A 20,927-nucleotide genomic window follows, 5' to 3' on the forward strand; every position below is an offset into this window, starting at 1 on the left:
GAATCTTTCACACGCGGTTTTTCGGAGGACAAAGTGGACGGAACTCCGCGCGACCACCTATATCACAGGAGATTTAGATCACCTCTTTGTCGGTCCAATTTTTCTTTTTACAGAAAGGCCTTCTATAGGAGAGTGGATTTGAATTCATTTTCCTAAAAGGACCTTCCAGCAATGATCGATCGATATTCCAATCCCGCCATTTCCAAAATTTGGGAATTAGAGAACAAATTTGAAATCTGGAAAGAAATAGAAATTCTCGCCTGCGAAATTCGAATGAAACGCGGAGAAGTTCCACCCGAAGATTTTCAGGAAATCAAAACAAAAGCGAAGTTCAAAGTAGAAGAAATTCTCGAGATAGAAAGTAAGGTTCACCACGACGTCATCGCATTCTTGACCAACATGAATTCCTACATCGGACCGGCGGGACGACATGTTCACTACGGTCTTACGTCTTCGGATATCGGCGACACTGCCCTTTGCGTTCAGATGGTTCAGGCGATGGATCTCATTCTGAAAAAGACGGACGAGCTGATCGCCGTAGTAAAGGAAAAGGCGATCCAATATAAGGACCTACCGTGTATCGGGCGCTCCCACGGAATTCACGCCGAACCGATGACGCTCGGACTCAAGTTCGCATTATTTTTTGAAGAATTAAACCGAAATCGAAAAAGAATGGCCGACGCTCGTGAAGAAATCGCAGTGGGAAAACTTTCGGGAGCGGTGGGAACCTATTCCAATATCGATCCTGAAATCGAAGCCTACGTATGCGAAAAGATGGGACTCCGAGTGGATCCGATCGCCACACAAGTCGTTTCGAGAGACCGTCACGCGTTTTATCTTTCCGTACTCGGAGTGACCGCTTCCTCTTTGGATCGAATGGCGACGGAGATTCGACTTCTTCAAAAGACCGAAGGAAGAGAAGTGGAAGAACCTTTTTCGGTGGGACAGAAAGGATCTTCCGCTATGCCTCATAAAAGGAATCCGGTGATTTGCGAAAGAATCTCCGGACTTTCACGAGTCGTCCGTGCGAACGTAAACGTGGGTCTACAGGACGTCGCACTCTGGCACGAACGGGACATCTCTCATTCATCGGCCGAAAGAGTAGTCTTGCCGGATTCTACCGTCGGATTGGAATATATCCTGGATAAGATGCTCTTCGTAATCAAAAATATTCACGTCTATCCGGATGCGATCGAAAGAACGTTAGGCGTCACGCGTGGATTGATCTTTTCGCAAAAGGTTCTACTCGCACTCATCGAAAAAGGAAAGATCGTGCGCGAAGACGCATATCTAATCGTTCAAGAGCACGCGATGGCGGTCTGGGGAAATCAATCCGAAACTCTGAAAGGAAGACTTGAAAAAGATTCCCGCGTCAATCAGGTTCTCACACAAAGAGACTTGGACGATATTTTCAGGATCGAACCTTATCTTGAAAAGATCGGGCTTATCTATAAACGACTGGGACTGGGTTAGTGCGAAACGTCTCCGTATTCGGGCTCGGTTATACCGGGAAGCGTATCGCGGAAAAACTCCTGGCTCTTCCCGAAATTTCGTTACGAAGTTTTTCCGCTAAAACTCGAATCTTAGGAACGGAGAATTTCGATTTCTCCGATCCCGATTCTCTCGACGAGTTTTCAAAAAAAAATTCTCCAAAGGAGATGGAACTCGGAATCGTAACCTTTCCGATCCAAAAACTAAAAGATCCGAATCGATTTCTGGACGTTCTTTTTCTGTCGGTTCAAAATTTGATTCTTCTGGGAACTACGAGCATCTATAGACGGGATCCGGATATCGTGGAGTCGACTCCGCTTCAAAAAGATCACGATCGATTTTCCTTGGAGGAAGAATGGCTGCGCAGGGGAGGAAAGATTCTCCGTCTCTGTGGAATCTACGGTCCAGGAAGAAATCCCGCGGATTGGGCGAGAAAAGGATTGGTTAAGAAGAATTCAAGACAACTCAATCTTATCCACGGCGACGACGTCGCTTCGACGGTCGTTCGCCTAACGCAGCTTATTCGAAAAAAAGGTTTTGATTCCCTCCCAAAAGTCTTAAATCTTTCGGATAACCAGTGGCACACTTGGAAGGAAATATTCTCGTTCTTGGAAGAACACGATAAAATTCTCAAATCCGAAATCGTAGAATCGGAAAGAGAGGATAGTTTTATCGACAGCGGACTTATCCGGAGCCTGCTTCCTGATTTACAAACAAAAGACTTTTGGACAGAGTTGGAAAATCTGGAAGGAATCAGTGATCTCTGAAATTACAAATATCTTACATTTCTTTTCGATAGGCGGCCTCGTCTCTCTTCTTCTTTTTTTTTCACTCCGCTACTGGTATGACATTCGGGGAAAGATAGCCGTCTTCTTTATTCTTTCGATTCTTTCCTATTTGATTCTCAACTTGGACGTGAACGTTCAGATTCCGCCGATGATTCGGAATCTTCTTTTCCTCTCCGTCTTGTCCTTGCCTTTTTTTTTACTGGCTCATCACGTTAGCCGCCTTTGAAGACCATTTCGAAATTAAAAAATGGTTTTGGGCGCTACTCGCCGGAAAATTGATACTTTCCACGATCGCCACTTATCCGACCCTCGGGCAGATCTCGCTTCGAGGTCCGGTGGAATCCGAAAAAATTCTTTCCAGCATATTGTTGCCTTCTATTTTTTCGCTCGGTTTCGTTTTGACCGCGATCATTCAAACCTACATCGGAAGAAAAGACGATCTAATAGAATCAAGACGCACACTCAGACAAATTCATATTCTCATATCCGGAACCGTGATTGCGCTCAATATATTTTCGCATTTATTTTTAAGAGGAAAAGAAGTCTCCGAAGTGTTGGATCTGATCAACGGAATCCTCGCCTGGGGACTCATTCTTGCGTTTCAATTTTTGATGTTCGAACTCAAAGAGGGATTGATTCAAAAGAAAGCCGGAGTTGCGGAGGAAGAGAAGCCGCTTGCGGTGGATCCGATTCTTCAGAAGAAGCTCATCGATTCTTTCGAAAAGGAAAAGATTTATCGTTCCGAGGGTTTGACCATACGTAGTCTCGCCGACGAACTTCAGGTTCACGAATATAAACTCAGAAGACTCATCAACGGAAATCTAGGGTTTCGTAATTTTAACGACTTTCTCAATCGTTATCGAATTCAAGAAGCGTGTGAGATTCTTTTGGATCCCGGGAAGGACGAGATCCCCGTCATCCGCATCGCGATGGATCTGGGTTACCAATCTCTCGGGCCTTTCAATCGCGCTTTTAAGGAGCTCACGTCTCTCACCCCGACGGAATATCGAAAAAATCGGGTGGATCCTAAAATAAACCTGAACGATTTTGAAAATAGTAAGCCCAAATAGACTTTTCAGACAATAATATATTGAATTCTACGAGTCTTATCTCTTAGAATCTGGAGAGAAGAAGAATGGAAGAATTGCTTTCAAAGGTGGGTTACACCGGATTTTTCGGGATCGTCTGGGGAACCCTGTTTGTGCGTTATGTGCTCTTTGCGGGCGGCGCCTTTCTCGTGGTCTGGGTCTTTTTCGGAAAAAAACTTTCACACAAACTCGTTCAAGGAAAAAAACCAGAGCCGGAAAAGATCCGGCACGAGGTGAAATACTCGCTGATTACGTTCTTTGTTTTTGCACTTTCCGGAGTTTTTACGGCTTGGTCTCAGGTGAACGGATACAATCTTATATACGAAAGCGTTTCTGACTACGGAACCGCGTATTTGATATTCAGTGTTTTCGCTTTGATTCTTTTACATGATACTTACTTTTACTGGACGCATCGGATGATGCATCACAAACTTCTATTCAAAAGTTTTCATCTTGTTCATCATAAATCCACAAATCCTTCTCCGTGGGCGGCTTTTTCTTTTCATCCATTGGAAGCGATCGTAGAATCGGGAATCATTCCTCTTGCTTCGGTTTTGTTTCCGCTTCATCAAGGCGCTATGCTCGTTTTTTTCGTTTATATGACTTCGCTTAACGTTTTGGGTCATCTATCATACGAACTTTTTCCTTCCTGGTTTTTACGAAGTAAATTCACGAACTGGCACAACACTACGACGCATCATAATATGCACCATAAATACTTTAACTGTAACTATTCCCTCTATTTCAACTTTTGGGATAAGATCATGGGAACCAACCACGAAAAATATAAGGAAACCTTCGAAGAGGTCGCGTCCCGAACTGCGAACTCAACCGAGGGAGAAGTTCGCGGACAAAAAGGGAAAACAAAACAATCCGTCGCCGCTTAGAAAAATAGAAATTCCAATCTCTTAATTGAGAGGAAAAATAACTCGAGTTGTATGAGATTCGCCGGAGGAAACTTCCTCGATATTACCTTTGAGTTGTTGGGTCAGCAGCGAAATCAGCTCCGTCCCCAGGGAATCTTTTTTCGGAGGAGAATTCGGATTCTTACCCGGACCGTTATCCGTCACTTCGAGACAGGAAAGATTCCGTTTATCCATCGTAAAACTGACCGAAAGTTTTTTGGTTCCGTTCACTTTTGGAAACGCGTGTTTCATCGAGTTCGTAATCAGCTCGTTCAGAATTAGGCCCAATGGGATCAGAATTCCCTGGTTTAAAACCAACGAATCGCAGCGGACCGTGGTCTGGAGTTCTTTCTCGTCGTATCCGAAAAAATGCATAAGATTAGAGATCAGTTTTCGGATATAATCCGGAAGAAAAATCTGACTCTCAACGCTTTTTGAATATAACGTTTCGTGAATCATCGCCATGGACGCGATTCTGTTTTGGCTGTCGTCGAGGACTTTTTTAGCTTCCGGTTCGGTCGAATATTCGGACTGAAGCCCGATCAAACTTGATAAAACCTGCATATAGTTTTTAACGCGGTGATGGATTTCCCTAAGGAGCAGTTCCTTTTCCTTTAAAGAATTGCTGATCAGTTCCTCTGCCTGTTTCGGTAGAGAATAGTCGATGATAACTCCCTCCAACGCCTGTAATCCGCCGTTAGAATCGAAAACTCCGATTCCTTGTTCGAAACACCACTGAATCTTTCCGTCCTTTTTCCGGATCCGATAAGTCAATTGATAGGGAATTTGCGCGCTTACGGATTCGGAAACTCCGGATTCGACAAGAGGTCGGTCTTCGATTAAAATCAGATCTCCGAAATTCACGATTTTATTTTCCAAAAAATCTTCGGCAACGTAACCTGTGAGCTGTTCACATCCTTCGCTGATATATTCCATCGTCCAGCGCGGGGGGTCGTTTTTGCAACGATAGACGATACCGGAAATATTGCTTATGATCGTGGAGATCTGTCTTTCACTTTCCCTCAGTCTTTCCTCGACCATCTTCAAAGAAGTGATGTCTACGATCATAGCGAGCGCTCCGTCGTAATTGCCCGAATCGTCGTACAAAGGATTTGCGGAAGCGATCGCGAATTTTTTTTCTCCTAATCGATTCACGAAGTTGTATTCTGAAATTTCGGTCTTTCCCTTTTTCCTCTCTTCCAATCGATGCGCGACGGAACTTCTTCTTTCGGGTTCTACTATGTCTAAAATATTCAAACCCAGCATATCTTCGGGTTTGATTCCGTAGAGTTGTCCGATCTTAGGATTTGCAAAAGTAGTTTTCCCCGTTTTGTCTAAGATCCAGATTCCTTCCTGAGAAGTGTCTATGATCTTTTTGTAAAGTGAATCGAGCCGGATCTCGGATTCTCTCGACCATTCAAAGTAGATCAACAGAATTGAAATCGCGGAACTCAATCTAAACAGACCGCCTAACAAAAAACCTACGATTGCAAATTCCGGAATCGGTCTTAAGATCGGATAGTCCAGGATATGGATTCCCCAGAGGATAAAATTCCATCCGGCGATTTGATTTCCTCGATAATAAGTCGAAGGCAAACGGAGGAATAAGATTCCGGAATAGATATGAGTTCCCCCCACGATCATATAAATCGGCGCGGAAGCGAGATCGGAGCCCGGGAAATAAATTTCCTCGACGACGGCCCATGCGAATCCTATGGGCAAGAGCAGATAGGCGGTTTTCGGAATTTCCTTTTTTAGAAATAGATAACTACCGGTCAGAAGAAAAAAAGCCCTCGTTACGTCCGCGCAATGAGTCGCTATCGAAACCCATTCTTCCTGTCCAAAGGTCGCTCGAAAAAGATTTCCAAGAAGGAAGATGAATTGAAAAAACCACGAAAGCAACCAAAAGAGCAGGAATTTATGTTTCTCCGTCAAATATAAAAACAAATAAACAAGATTGAGAATGACGACGGCAGTCAGCGCAAAGAAGACGGAAGGAATGATCCAGGAAGGCTGCATAGAAGATTCGAAATCAATTCCAGAGTAAATTCTTCTTTCCCATTCCTGCAATTCATTTTCGGAAGAATCCGAATTTCATCGTTCGTCTTCGGTTTTATAGATCTAAAACCGAGTCGTAGCGCAATTCAAATAGAAGGATTTTTTTTTAAGAGTTCGCGAAAAAATAAACCGAACTCGGAAAGTCGGATGGTTGAATCCGATTTTGAAATTCTCCTCACATCCTTTCGGATGTAAGGAAGCCGTTCATTGGATCCTATATTCTCGTAAACAATAATTTCCGGAAGGATGTTTGTATTCTTTTTTGAGAGTTGTACTTTTGCCGACTGCCGCCGAACGAATCGCAAACTTATCCATCATTTCCTTTTGTCCGCAGGTCGGCGCGATTACGAGCGCCGATGAAAATTCTTCCCAGGTTTTCCACTTGTGTCTGGAATCGTTTCGGTACTTTCCTTTTTCGAACGTTTTCATTCTCATCAGTAGGTCGATCTCGGAGGCGATCAATCTTCCTTTTTTGTCGAAGTTGAATTCCTCATGAAATCCGTTGAAGACGATATATTTTCCTTCGGGGGAAATTTTGACAGTGAGATCTCTTGCGGGTTGGAAGAGGTCCGTCTGAAATCCCTTCAAACAAAAGTATTGGACCTTTTCGAAACTTTTTGTCAAAAGCCCGCCTTCTCTCACATAAAGGCTCGCGCTCCAGAAGAATACGATCAAACCGAAACCGGCCGCGGCGATTCTTTCCTTTTTAATCGGACTTTCAATAAAACGAAATACCCAAAGCGAGAAGATCGTAAACAAGGCCGGTAACGGAGGAAATACGTGTCTCAGTTGTTTGTTACCGGTGGTCGCGTCTATGATGATATATTGCAAAAACAGAATACTCGTTACGGCGACGAGCGGGTCTCTAAACGTCTCGGATAGCGAGGTAAGAACGGATCCTCCTTTTTCCCGTATGCGTCCTTTGAAAAACCAAACGATCAGGGCGATTACTCCGAAAAAGAAAATGCGAAAGATCCAAGGTTCCTGAAAGACGTGACTGACCGGACTGGTCGTCGTTGGGGAGGAAAAAAGGGCGAATACAAAACTTTTCACGTATTCGTTTACGATCATCTGCGCGTTGATCAGGCTCATCACCCGATCCGGATTTGCAAAGATCCACGCGAGCGAAGGCGCGATCGCATAGAGATAGATCACTCGGATGGAAGAGGGAGCGATCTTTTTCCATTCTTCTTTTTGAAAGTAGAGAAACAGATTGAAGTCGATAAAAAGAAGAACCGTGCAGTAGTAGATGATCAGCTTAAACTGTTTCTGATCGAGATTTAGATTGGTGACCACTCTTAAAATCGGAAGAGATAGTACGAGCGCGACTACAAGAATCAGAAAAATTCTTCGAATTCCTTTATAACGTTTTACGAATGCGAATTTTACGATTTCGGAATATTCTTTGGGTTTGGAGACGACTTCATAAGCTACGATCGCGATGAACAAAAGAAGACCGTAAGGATACTTTGTGAAAAATAATCCGAAGAGCGACAAAACTACCGATAATTCTATCTTTTCCTTTTTATCGAATTCGGCTCGATACGGATCTTCCTCCGTCTGTTTGTATATCTTATAAAGAGTATAATAAGTCCATAATAGAAAAAACATCCCCTGAGTTTCCAACATCGAAGAAAGGCTGTAAGACGGAGCTTCGGTCGTGTGCAAGGTCAACGCGAGCGTGAGAATGGAAACAAGCCCGGCTTTCCAAGCGTAACCGGTGATCTTAAAAACGATATAAAGGATCGTAGGAAAACAAAGAACGTAGAAGACGAGTCCTAAGAAAGAATCCTTCCAAGTGATCGGCATTTCGCCCGGAGTCATAAGCAACAAAAGTGAAAGCAGGGAACGCAGCGGAGGCCAGGTTGGAGATTCTAAAAACGGAAAGAAGGCTCTCCAGATCCGAAACTCCTTGAAATCCTGATATTGATCCAGGACTACGTTGAGTCGTATGTTTTCATCCCAGGTCAGAAGATCCTTGAGGCTGCAGGTCCGGATAAAAATTTCCCAGTTCGCATAACCCATGTAAAACGCAAGTCCCAGGGATAACAAACAGAGTAGAATGCCCGGGATCAGAAATTTGTCTTTTTTCATCTTCGTCTCCGCGAAAGTGGACGGTCGTCCCGCTTTCTATCGTTTCTTTGTCTGCTTTGCGTTTTTGGAGGAATACACGTTTTCGATCACATACAAGGGCCTGCTTTTGGACTCGTCGTTGACGCGGCTCAAGTATTCTCCGATCATTCCGAGCGCGAGAAGCTGGGTCCCGCCTAATATGAGTACTACGATCATCATCGAACTCCAGCCGGTGATCGTCTCCGACGTGAAAATTCTCAGATAAATGACGAATAACGCGTAGATCGCTCCGCCGAACGCGGTGAAAAAACCGAGATAAGAAGACAACTTGAGAGGAGCCGAAGAAAAGGACGTGATTCCGTCTAACGCGAATTTGAGCATCTTTCCAACGGAGAATTTCGTGACTCCCTCAAAACGTTCCTCTCTTTCGTATTCGAGACCCGTCTGTTTGAATCCGATCCAGGAGATCAGTCCCCGAATGTAACGGTGTTGTTCCCTCATGGAACAGAGGACGTTCGTAACTCTGCGGCTCATGATTCTAAAATCGCCGGTGTCGATCGGAATGTCGAACCTCGTGATCTTCTTTAGAATTCTGTAAAATACGTGAGCGGTTAAAAGTTTAAACCAGGATTCTCCCGGTCTTTTTTTTCTCTTCGCGTAGACTACGTCGTATCCTTCGAGTAGTTTTCCATAGAGATCGTCCACGAACTCGGGAGGATCTTGCAAGTCTCCGTCCATCACGACGACTGCTTCTCCCCTTGCTGTATCGATGCCCGCCGTAATCGCCGTTTGGTGGCCGTAGTTGCGAGAAAGGTTTACGAGATGAAAGCCGTTTGTCTGCGCGCAGAATTTTTTAAGAACTTCGAAACTGTCGTCTCTGGATCCGTCGTTGACGAAAAGAACTTCCAGATCGTCTTTTTTAAAGGATCGATTTCGAATCAATAAGTCTTGGAGAATGAAAAGTCTTCTCGTGAGTTCCGGAATGGTTTTTTCTTCGTTGTAGATCGGGATGACAACGGAAAGGAGAGGAGGTCTTTCGGCCATAAGATGTACCAGTTAGGATCGCAGAAGTCGGCTTTTTGTCCAGAATTATTCCCCGCTTTCGTTTCGGCGCTTCTTCTTTCGTTCTTTTCCGGTTTGTCTATGAAAACGGGTTTTTGCCCTGATTTTTAGTGCTATGCTTAAAAATTCTCTTTACAAATTGCTAGGAAATTAAATTATACTTGCATCCAATATCCAAGTCAGGGTTATGAAAATTAAAGTCACCACGAAAAACGACGTCCACATCATCAAGATTGAAGGGCCGATCAAAGCAGGAAATGAGTTCGAGCTCGGACAAAAAATAGAAGAATACATTTCCAAAGGTGACGTTCCGAAATTTATCATCGATTTAAAAAAAGTTCCCTTTATCAACTCCGCAGGTCTCGGTATGTTTTTGAATATTTACAAACACATCGATGGATTAAAAGGTAGAATGGTTTTCACGAACCTCAATTCCGATATAGAGAACTTGATGGAGATTACCAAGCTCGCCAGTATCTTTGAAATCTATAAGACCCTGGAAGAAGCTCTTGAATCTTTTGAATACTGATCCTATCAGAAGTCGTGGAAACATTCAAACGTCATTTCCAACGCCATAAACGACTCTATTACATTCTTTTTAGTCTATTATTTATTTACAAACTCGCATTCAACCGGTTTACGGGGCAGTACGTCTTAAACAAAACTATTTCCGGTGCGATTCGGGGGAATACAACCTTCACGGTCACAAAGTTTTCCCTTTTGTACGGGATCACTTTGGAAGATCTGATCGTTCGATCCGATGAATCCTTTGAAAACAAACCCGTATTTTCCTTAAAGGAACTGGATCTCTCCTACAATCTTCCGTTGTTGTTTTTGGGAAGGGCAAAACTTTCGAGGATCGCACTCGTCGGACTCAACCTCGATCTCAGACAAAAAAAAGGAGAATGGAATCTTTCCAAACTCTTTCCTTCTTCGAACGAGCCTTCTAAAAAAGAAGAACCTTCCTCTCCGTTGGAGGAGATCGCAACGTATCTTCCCGTAAGCGCTTATCTCAAGTTCGAACTCAAGGATCTTTTTGTACACGTCGCTTCGGATTCCGGTCCTTCTTCTTACAGAGCGGGGATAGAAGGATTCAATCTTGCACTGGAATTGGACACGGTTCGTTTTCGAAAGATTCCGATCAATCTAAGAATTCTTCAGCTCATCGATACTCTTCGTTTTCAACTCAATCCCGAGAAGACGGTTCAGATCTACTTCGAGGACAATTCCAAGTCCATCCATCAACCCTTTCGGATGAATCTCGAACTCATAAGAGACGATTCGGTCGCGGGCGGTCTTCTCGTTTCAAAGGCGGACATCGGTTCGGATTCGGTTCCGATCCGAGTGCGCAATCAACTCTTGGCGCCTTTCGGTTTCGCTTTTCGTTATCAACTCGGTTATCTTGAAAAGGAAGACAAACTCAAACTCGAAAATTTGGAATGGAAGGTCAACCAAGACGTTTGGCTGCAAGGAGCCGGCGAGATTTCGGGAGTTTCGTCCAAGGAGAGAAACGTTCAATTCTCCGTTCAAAAATCTTCCATTCGTTTGAAACCGCTTTCCGATTTTTTATCGACGATTCCCGGAATTCCAAAGATGAAATTGGATGGGGAATTGAGTCTTGCGCCGATTACGATCTCCGGTAAGGATACTCGTTTGAAAGTGTCCGCGGATCTTAGCGCGAAAGATCTTCTCGTATCGATCGCAGGGAAGAATCATAAGATTCCGACCTTACGTTTGGTTGCGGATTCCATCCTTCATCCTCTAACGCAAGAAGAGGCGACCTCGGCAAAGCCGATTCCGATTCTTGAAAATCTGGAATTGAAAGAGCTGACTCTGACTTACAACGGGATCGGACTCGCGGCCACGGGAAGAATTCTGCGGGGTTCGGAACTCGATTTGGATCTCGCCGTCCAAAACTTAAATCTTACGGATTATGTGAACACTCTCAACGGAATTTTAGGGCTTCAACTGAAAGTCGGAGGTTCATTCCATTCTTTGAATATACTCGGAGGAGTTCAGATAGGAGGTTTTCGTTTTCCGATGGGAAGGGGAAAATCATCTTCGATTCCGGTTGTGATGGATCTAAAGTCGCAGATCCAATTCGAAAAACCGTTCGTCCCGAGCGTCGTCAGACTTGATTCTCTTTCGCTTCTTACAAAAGGCGTGGAAGGAAAGGAATCTCTTTCTATTTTTACGAAAGGAATTCTTTCCATGGAAAAAGGATTTAGGATGTCCCTTTCTTCTCTTCGCTTGAATACTGCGTTGGATCGCCTAACGCCTACACTTCCTCTTTCTCTTCGCGAAAGTCTGATTCCGGTGAGAAACAACTTGGGAAGTCAGATCCGTCTCGACGGAAACGTCGACTACGTTCTTGCGGAAGGCGCTCAATCCGTGACGGGAAATCTTCTATTCGATCTTCCGGGAATTCAAGTGCAGGATTTGAAACTGGATCTGGACGTTAAGATCGCAAAAGATTCTTCAATTACGCTTCCTAAATTTTCTCTCACCGCGTTTCAATCCAGATTTAAGATGGAAGCAAGCGGAAGTCTTCGCAAGGCGACAAAGACGGAAGAGGGAGTTTTCGGAGATCTCATTCCGGATCTCAAAGGCGGTATCGTTTTTAAATCCGAAAAGCCCGCTTATCTTTTTAAGGGAATCACGTTCGAAGGTCTTTTTTCGATCGTATTTCGTCTGAAGAATTCCGTTGCGAGCGGAAATCTACTTTCTAAAAATACGAACATCGGTTATGCGAACTCATTCTGTCCGGGAGAGAATTGTAAACTCTATCAGATAGAAGGGATGAACGCTGAATTTCCTTTTGTACACGACCTCGCGGTCAAAACGACTGCGAACTTAATCGACGGCAATAAGGAGAAGTTCATCAAAACCTACGGGAGAATCCCGATTCCTAACTTTACGATCAAACAAATCGTGGGAACTCATCCTTCCATCAGCGGTCTTCCCTTCGATTACGTAAAACCTAAGGCCGGTCAGCCCGGTCTTTCCGCGAGAATCGACTATTCCGAAAACTTTCTAAAATTAGAATATTTGAAAATTCTAACGTTAGACGGACTTGTTACCGGAAAGGACATTCTCGTAAACATCGGAGAGGGAAAGCCCGAGAAGATGGAATTCAGCGCCGTCGTTCAGATAAAAGATATCGATCTGAAACAGCTTCTGCCTCCGAAAAGCAGATCCAAAATCGACGACGGAAAGATCAAGGCGGATCTGAACGTTTCCGGCAGAAATCTCGCAGATCCGATTCCGAATATAAATCTTTTCTTTAGCGTCTTTCAGATCGGACAGGATTTTGCCAAGAGCGCGGTGAATATTTTCACACCTTCGAACTTATTTACGGATTTTATCTACAACAGCTACGCGGTCGACAAGATCGAAGTGGAATTGTCCAAGGGTCTCGTTTACGCGGTCATTCAGTTCAAACGTTCTATTTTAAATACGATTATAAATCTGGAAAACAGTCAGATTTCACAACAGAGAATGCCGCTTGCAAACTTCTTAAAAAGAGCGAGATCCGAAATCGATACGTATCAATAAAGGAGAATCCAGTATGAGACGACTCATTTTTAATCCTAAGTTTCCGATTCTGTTTTTGGGGATTTTTTTTGCGGGCTGTATCATTAAGTCTCCTTTGATCACGTTCACGCAAACTCAGACTTCCTCTGAAAAACAGATGATAGGAGAGGATAGAATTCTCGAGAAGGACGGCTGGCTTATTTCTTCGATCAAAACCTCTTCCGCCGGTTCCGAAGTCTGGAAAAAGGATTATTCAGGGGATTCTTTCTCGCTAGGAGATAAGAATATTATAATGTCCTTAAGAGCTCTCGCATATCTCGCTCCCGAAATCAAGAACTGGAAAGAGGAAGGTTTTCTTGCGGAAGGAAGGGACGGTAAACTCAGAATCAATCCTTCGGCGGCGGAGGCAGGAGTCAAAAACGAACTTTCGAAAAAGGAGATCAAATCCCGCATCGATTCTCTCGTATCTCTTGCGAACGAACACAGAAATAAGGTGATTTCCTCCAAGATGAGCGCGGACACTAAGTCGGATCCGAAAGAATCCTCCGCAAATCTGCGCTCGCACCTGGAACAGACCTGGTATCGTCTCGTGGAAAAAGGGGAATATTACGAAAAGTCCGCGGGCAAATGGGTGCGTAAGGAGTAGATGAGATGATTCGTTTCTCCTGGATCTTAAGTTTTATTTTTATTTATCAGTGCGCCTTGTTGAAGTCGAGCGCGAAGATCAAGCCGCTCGAGTTCAATTATTCTTCGATAGCGGTAAATTACTTCACGCCCGAAAACGAAAAACCTTTTCCTCTCACCGTACAAAGAGGAAACAACTTATACAATTCCGCGACGGCCGACGGGCGTTATCTTTTTTATACGACGGGTCAGAAGGGAAATTACGACATTTGGTTTCGAGATCTCAAAAGTTCGATCACGGTTCCGATCACCGAACATCCGGCTCCGGAATTAAAACCCGCGATCAGTCCCGACGGAAGTAAGTTGGTCTTTGTTTCGGAGCAGTACGATTCTTCCGGAGATATAGTTTTGCTGGAAATGGACCCTTCCCGCTGGGCGGAAAAAATTCTACAGGGAAAACGTTTTCTAAATTCTGATTTTATTGTATTAACAAATCCTAATTTTGATGTTCCGGGACAAAAGGACGGGTTTGCGGATACAGATCCTTGTTTTTCCCCGGACAACCGTCGTGTGGTTTTTTCCTCGGATCGTCTGAGTCCCGGAGTTCAGAATCTGGTCGTTTTGGATACGGAAGAAAAGGAGCCGATGAGGCTTCTGACTCGGAACGGAGGTACGTCTCCGGTTTGGTCCTCGGACGGGAAGACGATCGTATATCTTTCCTACGAATCCTCGAATTCCGGGGACGTTTACGTTTTGGATGTGGCTTCCGGAAAAACAGAAAGGATCACTTCGGATTCTTATCTCAACTTTTCCCCTTCTCTTTCCACCGATAAACGTTATTTGTATTACACTTCGATCCGAAACGATACGAACGGAAACGGCCGTCTCGATGAAAGGGATAACAGTCTGATCGTGAGAAAAGATCTTAAAACCGGGACGGTGCGTCGGCTAACGTCGGGAAACGATTCTCTTTTCGATTCAAAGTTTTCTTCGTTTAACGGGGGTTCGATTCTTTTTACGGCAGCATATTATAATACTTTAAATATCTATTTTATTCCCGCCTCGGGTTCCGTTTCCAAAGAAAAGGACATCATATCCCAATACGAACTCGCGCTTCAATACAGGGATAAGCAGAGTTTCGAGGATTTTTTGCTGGCGATCGACGCGATCGAATTTTATTTTTTCGAAGACCCAATCTTTCCTTTGATTCATTCCAAGGGGCTGCTTTTGAAATTCAACGAAGCGAGAGAATCCGGAAGAGGTTCTGCGGCAGCGGATGTAAAAAAAGAAATCCTTGCCTCCCGCCTCCATCCTTCCAAAGGACTCGCTTACGGGCTTTTTTTGGCCGAAGAACGCAGGACCGTACCCGCGCAGGCGATCCAGGAACTGAAAAAATACTACGATCAGATCCGTAGCGTGCCCTCGGTCGACAAAAATCTATTGGCTTCCATTTTGGAAGAAGAAGGAGATCTTTCGCAGAAGACCGGCGATCTTTCCGCTTCCCTAAAACTATATCAGGAAATTCTAAACTATCATCCCGAGTATTACAGGATTCGGGATATATATCGTAAATTGGGCGATCTTCAGTTTAAAAACGCATCGGCTCATTCTTATAAGATTCCGGATTCCTTTTATTCGATCGCGAACGATCCGAAGGCCGGGAAGGAAGATCTGAAGTTGTTGTACGCACAGATCGATCGGGAAGTTTTGGAAGGCAAAAATTTTTCCGAGAGAATCGGCGCCGCCGAGGCGGGAATCTCGACAAATTCTTTGGAAAAAAAATCGGTTCGTTTGTTTCAGTATTTCTTATATGTCAAGGCGCTCGGTCTGAACGGAAAGGGTTCGTTCGAGGAAAGTAATTCTTTGATGAATTCTTTTCTTGCGTCCGTTCCGGAAAACGATCCTCTTTTTTTAAAGGGACATCTTCTCAAGTCGGATAATTTTAAAGGCCTGGGTGAAGTTCAGAAATCGTTCGACGAACTTCGGATCTATTTGGAGAAGTACGATCCGCTCTTAGGAGTGGATCTGGACGAAAAGGAAATCGAAAGATCCTTTATCTATTTTGAGAACAAGGCGAGAGATCACGATCGAAGAGGAAATCTTCAGGACGCGGCTTTTCATTATTTTTACAACACGGAGAATATGTTTCTCGTAAAAAGTAGAAACCTATTCTTAGAAACCTTATATAAGGAATACGCGGTATATTATCAAAGGATGATGGTCGATTCCGTATTTAAACTCGCGAGCTTTTTGAGCGAGGAAAAACAAAAGGCGCTTTTAAAACAAATCGATATCATAGACATCGCGAGCGTGGATCCTCTTTCGGAAGAAGGACTTTCCTATATAAATCAATACTATAAAATAGCAGTGCCGAGATCTCGCCCCGTTTTGGATTTGGCGACTCTCTACGGCTATTCTTATTATTTGGTCAATCGGAGCGTGATCCGGGAAACCTATTACAACGCCGCCAATTCCATGACCTCCGCGAGAAAAGAGGAGATCCTCAGAGACTTTAAACAAGCTGAATATGAATTGAGGTGGATCATTTTTGCCGATCCGCGTTATTATGAAGCCTATCAGCTTTTGGGTTGGATGTATCAATACGTGGACATTCTCAAAGGAAGAAAGTCCGGAGAGGATCAACCCACGGACGAAGAAAAGTATTCGGGAGTTTATAAGAAGTATTTTCCGGAAAAAAACTTCGAAGACAACATCGAACTCTACAGCCAGGTGTTGGAACTTTTAGGGGAGAATTTCGAAAACAAAAAAGCCCTTTCCGATCTGCGCTTGAATCTCGGAAACAATTACTTCCTATTAAAAAATTATCCGAGAGCGAACGAACAGTATTCCAAAGTCGATTCTCTTTCCGATTACATCCTTTCAAAAACCCAGTTCGAGAATTATCGTCAAAAGGCGATGTTCCTTTTTAATTCCGCGAGGTCTTCCATCTACGTCGCGGACTATAAATCGGCGGTCGGCAAACTCAAATCCGCGGCGAATTTATATTTCGAGAACGAATCCAGAAAAACTCTCGCGGGCAAGGACAGCGCCGAAAAATTACAACAATACAAATTCAAACTCGCGCTTCTTTTTACGTTAACCGGTCTTTCCTATATGGAGTCCGGAGAATTCTCGAACGCGGTTCCGTTTTATAAGGACGCTCTTTCTCTGAACGGGGACAAGGGTTGGATCGATCCTGTCAATCTTCACAACGGGCTCGCTTTATGTTTTCAAAAATTAGGAAAGTTTAAACTATCCGAATCTCATCTACAGGAAGCGGAGAAAATCTCCTCCGGAAGAGGCGGCGGAGATTGGATTCCCAAGGGAGTGAAGATAACGTTCTGGGATTATTTTTGGGACTTCGTATGGGACGTCGCGGTTCCGGACGGGGTAAGAATTTCGGGAGAAGGAAGATTTCCCGAAGCGATTTCACCGAAGTTCCAGCCTTTGATGACGAGTGGAATTCGCGTCAATAATCTCGTTCAATCCTACGAAATCGAAAAGGCGATCGAAGAGATCAACTCGCGTCTTTCCTACGTGAAATCCAAAGGACTCGGTTCCACGCTCGCGGGAGCGCTCATTCGCTCCAATTCGTTTAACGATTTGGGATATCTTCATTTTAAACGGGAAGAATTCAAAACCGCGACGGCCCTCTATAACGACGCGGAAAAATTTGAAACGGATCAAGGATTCGTATCGAAGGCGAGGAGTTCCTTTCGAAGAGGACTTTATTCTTTTTTCGGACATTTGGAAAATTCCAAGGAAGATCCGAAGATTGAGGCCGAAACACTGAACGCTGCACTGGAAACCTTGATCGGCGCCAAGACGAGTTTTGTCGAAAATTGTCTGGGAGACGTTCGTTTGATCGAAGAGATGATCTATTCGGAACGAAAAAAATGTCTTTTAAGGTTTTACGGCGCGAATCCGGATCACGATCCGACTCTTGCATTAGTATATTATTATTTAGGAGAACAGTATTTTCGTATGTCGGACGTTTCGTCCGGATTCGAGATGTTAGGTTTATCCGCCGGTCTTTTGGAAAATCCCTCCCAGGTTCCGAAAGAAAACATCGGATTGCCGGCTGATCCTTATACGAGAAGAGAAAGGATCTTTCAATCTTTGAGCAGGGCCGCGCTCTACGTAAGATTGGGGGACGACGAAAAGGCGAAAGCTCTTTTGGATATTTCCGCGGAATCGGCCAACGAATTTTATTATATTCAAGAATGGATCGAATGTCTTGTCGCGCAGGCGGAAATCCTTAGAAACGAGAAAAGTTATGCGAAATCGAAGGAAAAAATAGACAAGGCGTCGTCGCTATTGCTTTCGCATCCACACTTGATCGGAGAACTTAAGTTTTTCGTAATACGCAAACTTTTTAAAATACAATCCGAGATCCATTTTGAAACAGGAAAACTTTCGGACGGATTTAAGAGTCTTGATCGTTTTCACAAAATCAATTTATACAGACAATTCGTAAAGATTCCCCACGAATCGGAAGACGCGGGTTTTACTGCGGACGTGAATCAGCTTCAGAACCTTCTAAAGAAACAAAAACTCGCATACGCAGCCATTCAGGCCGCGTTGGAAAAAAAGGAAAAATCGGATCTTGCGCAGAAGGATTATCAAAACTTCTCGAAGGATTTTGAAAAAATTCTTTCCGCTATAGGATCGAAAAATCCGAACCTGGACGGTTATTTGGGAATTTTTTCGGAGGAACCTTCCGCGATCGGTCTTCTCTCGGAAGGGGAAGGATATCTTAGAATGGAATCATCCGATTCTAAGATGAGAATTTATCGCGCTAACTCTTCCTCCGAAGAATATCTGAATCTCGGCGGGAAACCGGAGGAGGTTTTAAAACGAATCGCAAACTCCGGTAAAATTCCCTTTTCGAGTCAAAAGGTTTGGTTTGTCCAAATGGACGGCGGAATCGATCCTCAAAGCGTCGAAGAAATTCTTCCCTCAAAACGTTCCTTTGTTTTTAGACCTTCTCACCTGCGTCCTCTTCAAGAGAAGGATTTCAGACCCCTGCGGTCTTTGGCTCTTATGGAAGGATCGCCTAACAATGATTCTACTATAAAGGTTAAAAAGACGGAGCCTGGCCGGATTCTTTCCAGGATGTTGGACACGGATTTGGTTGTATCGGGATTTCCTAAAGTTCAGGGAGACAATTCTTTCGGAGAAAGTTTTTCCGGTAAAGAACTCGCGTTGAAGGATCTTTTTCACAACCGGAATGAAATCTCTTCGGCGTTATTCTACGACGACTCGTTTACGGATCTTGAAAAATTATCGGAGGCTTACGAACTTTTGAACGCTTCCGGAATTCGCAGTGTCGCACTTTGTATTCTCAAACAAGCCTGCGCTGAAAATTCTCCGGAGGAGGTTTTTTCCGGACGTTTCCCTGGAAGTTTATTTTTGGGTTCGAGCATCCTGAGAATCAAGAACGAAAATCGAATCGGAAACAAGTCATACGAAAAAGCAAGGGATCACGAAAGAAAGGACCAAATTCGAGAAGCGTATTCGCACGCGTTTTCCTATCGCTCCGTGAGAAAGGAAACAAATCCGGCGGTTTCGGGAGAATTGGATCTGCTTCGTCTGCGGTGGAAACTTTCCCCGGAAAATTCTTTGAAGGAAATTTATTCCGAAGTTCTGAAAAACTCAGAGGAAAAGGATTCGATTCTTTTTTCCGCATTGTTGACCTGTTATTTGGATCGGAATCCGAAGGACTGCGATTCCTATTCTTACGAGGATATAAAAGATTTAGAAAAAAAGAATATTCTAAAAAACTTGTATTCTTTTGCGAGCGGTGTTCCGGTCCCGGCTTCCGATCTTCGGATTTCCCCGAAATGGATTTCCGCTTTTTACGATCCTTATCTGTATTATAAGCAGATTCTTAAAATTTCAAGAAATCTTTACGAGCCGGAGATCGGAGACTTCGCATATAAGAACGCGCTCGAGCTGGCGAACGATTCGGAGGAAACAAAGGAAGTCGAAGAAATCCAACAGAGTCTTTTGGCTCAGAGATATTTTTTACAGGGAGTCAATCTTTCTAAAAATCAAATTTTTAGAAAGGAGGAATTGTATCTGATCCTTTCCGGAAATTGGGACGCCGCTTTCGAGATCCTCAAAAGAAAAGAGGCCGAAGAGGACACCGGAAAATTTCGAGAGCGTATGTTCCGCAACTGGAAACGTGAAATTACGGGTGCGTGGTTTTCGCCTTATTCCTTGTATTCGGAAGTTTACGGAAATTCTTCCAAACTGTTCGAGTCTTTGGATCCAGAGGAAAGAAGTCTTTTGTATCATTTGATTTTGTATGTGGTTCCGTTTCAAGAGAACGAAGAGGTTGATCTTTTGGCGGATTCTCTTGTCGAATACGAATGGAAGGTCGGCGCTAAATCGAGGGCTCTGAGGATGATACTCGGTTATTCCCAGGCGCTTTTGTCGAGGGGAGAACTCGGTAAAAGTAAGGATTGGATCGAAAAGATCGGTTCGAAATACAAGATCGGCGAAGATTTCAAATTCATATTCAAAGAAAAGAATGTCTTTTTAGCAAAGTTAAATCTTCACAAGAATTTGAAACCTTCCGAAAACGCGGAAGCCGACGGCGGAGAATGGTCGGCGCTCTACGGCAAGGCCGCTTCCAAACCTGCGGGGGAATTTATTGAATTCTTAAATACTTTAGTCCGTTCCAAAAAAGGAAAGCCGTTCTCTTCCAAAGAAAGAATCGAACTTTTGGATCTGATCACCTTTTTGCAGAAGTTGTCCTTTCAGAAAAACAATTCGGAAGTATTTTTCGATCTCGCTCTTGCCAAAGATTTGGTTTCGTTCAATCGATCGTTGATCTTAAATCGAAACCCGGATTACAAGGACATGCCGGTATTCGCTTCCGTTTCGGAGAAACTCAAAGAAAAACTTCCCAAGGATCAGGAATTCCTTTCCGTCATGGATCTCGGCTTGGAATCGTTTTACATCCGTTTTACGAAGGGAAAGTCGAAAGGGGATCTTGCGATCAAAGACAACCGCAAATTTCGAGCGGCGCTCTTTCAGTATCTCGAAGAGGCTTCCCGGGGAGGTTACGAGGTTTTACTTCGTGAAGAATTGGAAAACGAATACAGGAAAAACATCAAACTCACAAAGAACAAACTCACTTATCTTTATCTGAGTTCGTATCACTTTAGAATTCCTCTGGTGCCGAGGACTGAGGATCGTTTTTATCTCGTAAACGATCCCGAGTCTTTGATCGCGAATCCTATTTTTTCGACCAAAGAAGAATTCAATTCGGATTATCAGATTCAATTTTTAGCAAG

The 20,927-nt window shown here is 43.9% G+C and carries 12 protein-coding genes; 9 read left to right on the forward strand and 3 right to left on the reverse strand.

Going from position 1 to position 20,927, the window contains the following annotated elements; all coding sequences use genetic code 11:
- The first annotated feature begins 171 nt into the window (after nucleotides 1–171).
- From purB to CH376_RS15635, 5 genes are all read left to right on the forward strand, one after another.
- A complete protein-coding gene (purB, locus tag CH376_RS15620; RefSeq protein ID WP_100787029.1) occupies nucleotides 172–1,473 on the forward strand; it encodes an adenylosuccinate lyase in 1,302 nt (433 codons plus the stop codon).
- Nucleotides 1,473–2,258, forward strand: a complete 786-nt coding sequence (locus CH376_RS24640; protein WP_243394799.1) for a Rossmann-fold NAD(P)-binding domain-containing protein — start codon at nucleotides 1,473–1,475, stop codon at nucleotides 2,256–2,258. Before purB ends, CH376_RS24640 begins: the two co-directional genes overlap by 1 nt.
- Nucleotides 2,248–2,505 carry a hypothetical protein gene (locus tag CH376_RS24645; protein ID WP_243394798.1) on the forward strand — a complete coding sequence of 86 codons (258 nt, stop codon included), beginning with the start codon at nucleotides 2,248–2,250 and terminating at the stop codon, nucleotides 2,503–2,505. The genes CH376_RS24640 and CH376_RS24645 overlap by 11 nt, the downstream gene beginning before the upstream one ends.
- A 49-nt stretch (nucleotides 2,506–2,554) precedes the next feature.
- Nucleotides 2,555–3,349, forward strand: a complete 795-nt coding sequence (locus CH376_RS15630) for an AraC family transcriptional regulator (RefSeq protein ID WP_243394797.1) — start codon at nucleotides 2,555–2,557, stop codon at nucleotides 3,347–3,349.
- A gap of 65 nt (nucleotides 3,350–3,414) precedes the next feature.
- On the forward strand, nucleotides 3,415–4,254 hold the full coding sequence (locus CH376_RS15635; protein ID WP_100787028.1) for a sterol desaturase family protein: 840 nt from the start codon (nucleotides 3,415–3,417) through the stop codon (nucleotides 4,252–4,254).
- Between the two features lie 21 nt (nucleotides 4,255–4,275).
- On the opposite strand, the gene CH376_RS15640 is transcribed toward CH376_RS15635, so the two are convergent.
- The 3 genes from CH376_RS15640 to CH376_RS15650 form a co-directional block, all read right to left on the reverse strand.
- A complete protein-coding gene (locus CH376_RS15640) occupies nucleotides 4,276–6,291 on the reverse strand; it encodes a sensor histidine kinase (RefSeq protein WP_125231966.1) in 2,016 nt (671 codons plus the stop codon).
- A 243-nt stretch (nucleotides 6,292–6,534) separates the two neighbouring features.
- Nucleotides 6,535–8,424, reverse strand: coding sequence for a hypothetical protein (locus CH376_RS15645; protein ID WP_100787026.1), 1,890 nt, complete (start codon nucleotides 8,422–8,424; stop codon nucleotides 6,535–6,537).
- A gap of 36 nt (nucleotides 8,425–8,460) precedes the next feature.
- Nucleotides 8,461–9,447 (reverse strand): glycosyltransferase family 2 protein, encoded by a 987-nt coding sequence (locus tag CH376_RS15650; RefSeq protein ID WP_100787025.1) that lies wholly within the window; start codon nucleotides 9,445–9,447, stop codon nucleotides 8,461–8,463.
- A 205-nt stretch (nucleotides 9,448–9,652) separates the two neighbouring features.
- Here CH376_RS15650 and CH376_RS15655 point away from each other — a divergent pair, with 205 nt between their 5' ends.
- The 4 genes from CH376_RS15655 to CH376_RS15670 all read left to right on the forward strand — a co-directional run.
- Nucleotides 9,653–9,994 (forward strand): STAS domain-containing protein, encoded by a 342-nt coding sequence (locus tag CH376_RS15655; RefSeq protein ID WP_000695903.1) that lies wholly within the window; start codon nucleotides 9,653–9,655, stop codon nucleotides 9,992–9,994.
- Nucleotides 9,995–10,008: 14 nt separating this feature from the next.
- The gene (locus CH376_RS15660) at nucleotides 10,009–13,020 is read left to right on the forward strand and encodes an LIC_11026 family protein (protein ID WP_100787024.1); all 3,012 of its coding nucleotides are present in this window, start codon (nucleotides 10,009–10,011) and stop codon (nucleotides 13,018–13,020) included.
- A gap of 13 nt (nucleotides 13,021–13,033) precedes the next feature.
- Nucleotides 13,034–13,645, forward strand: coding sequence for a DUF1318 domain-containing protein (locus tag CH376_RS15665; protein ID WP_100787023.1), 612 nt, complete (start codon nucleotides 13,034–13,036; stop codon nucleotides 13,643–13,645).
- Between the two features lie 5 nt (nucleotides 13,646–13,650).
- Nucleotides 13,651–20,927, forward strand: a 7,277-nt coding sequence (locus tag CH376_RS15670; RefSeq protein WP_100788183.1) for a PD40 domain-containing protein, incomplete at its 3' end; no start/stop codon positions are given.

It is taken from the genome of Leptospira adleri, from assembly GCF_002811985.1.
GTDB lineage: Bacteria > Spirochaetota > Leptospiria > Leptospirales > Leptospiraceae > Leptospira > Leptospira adleri.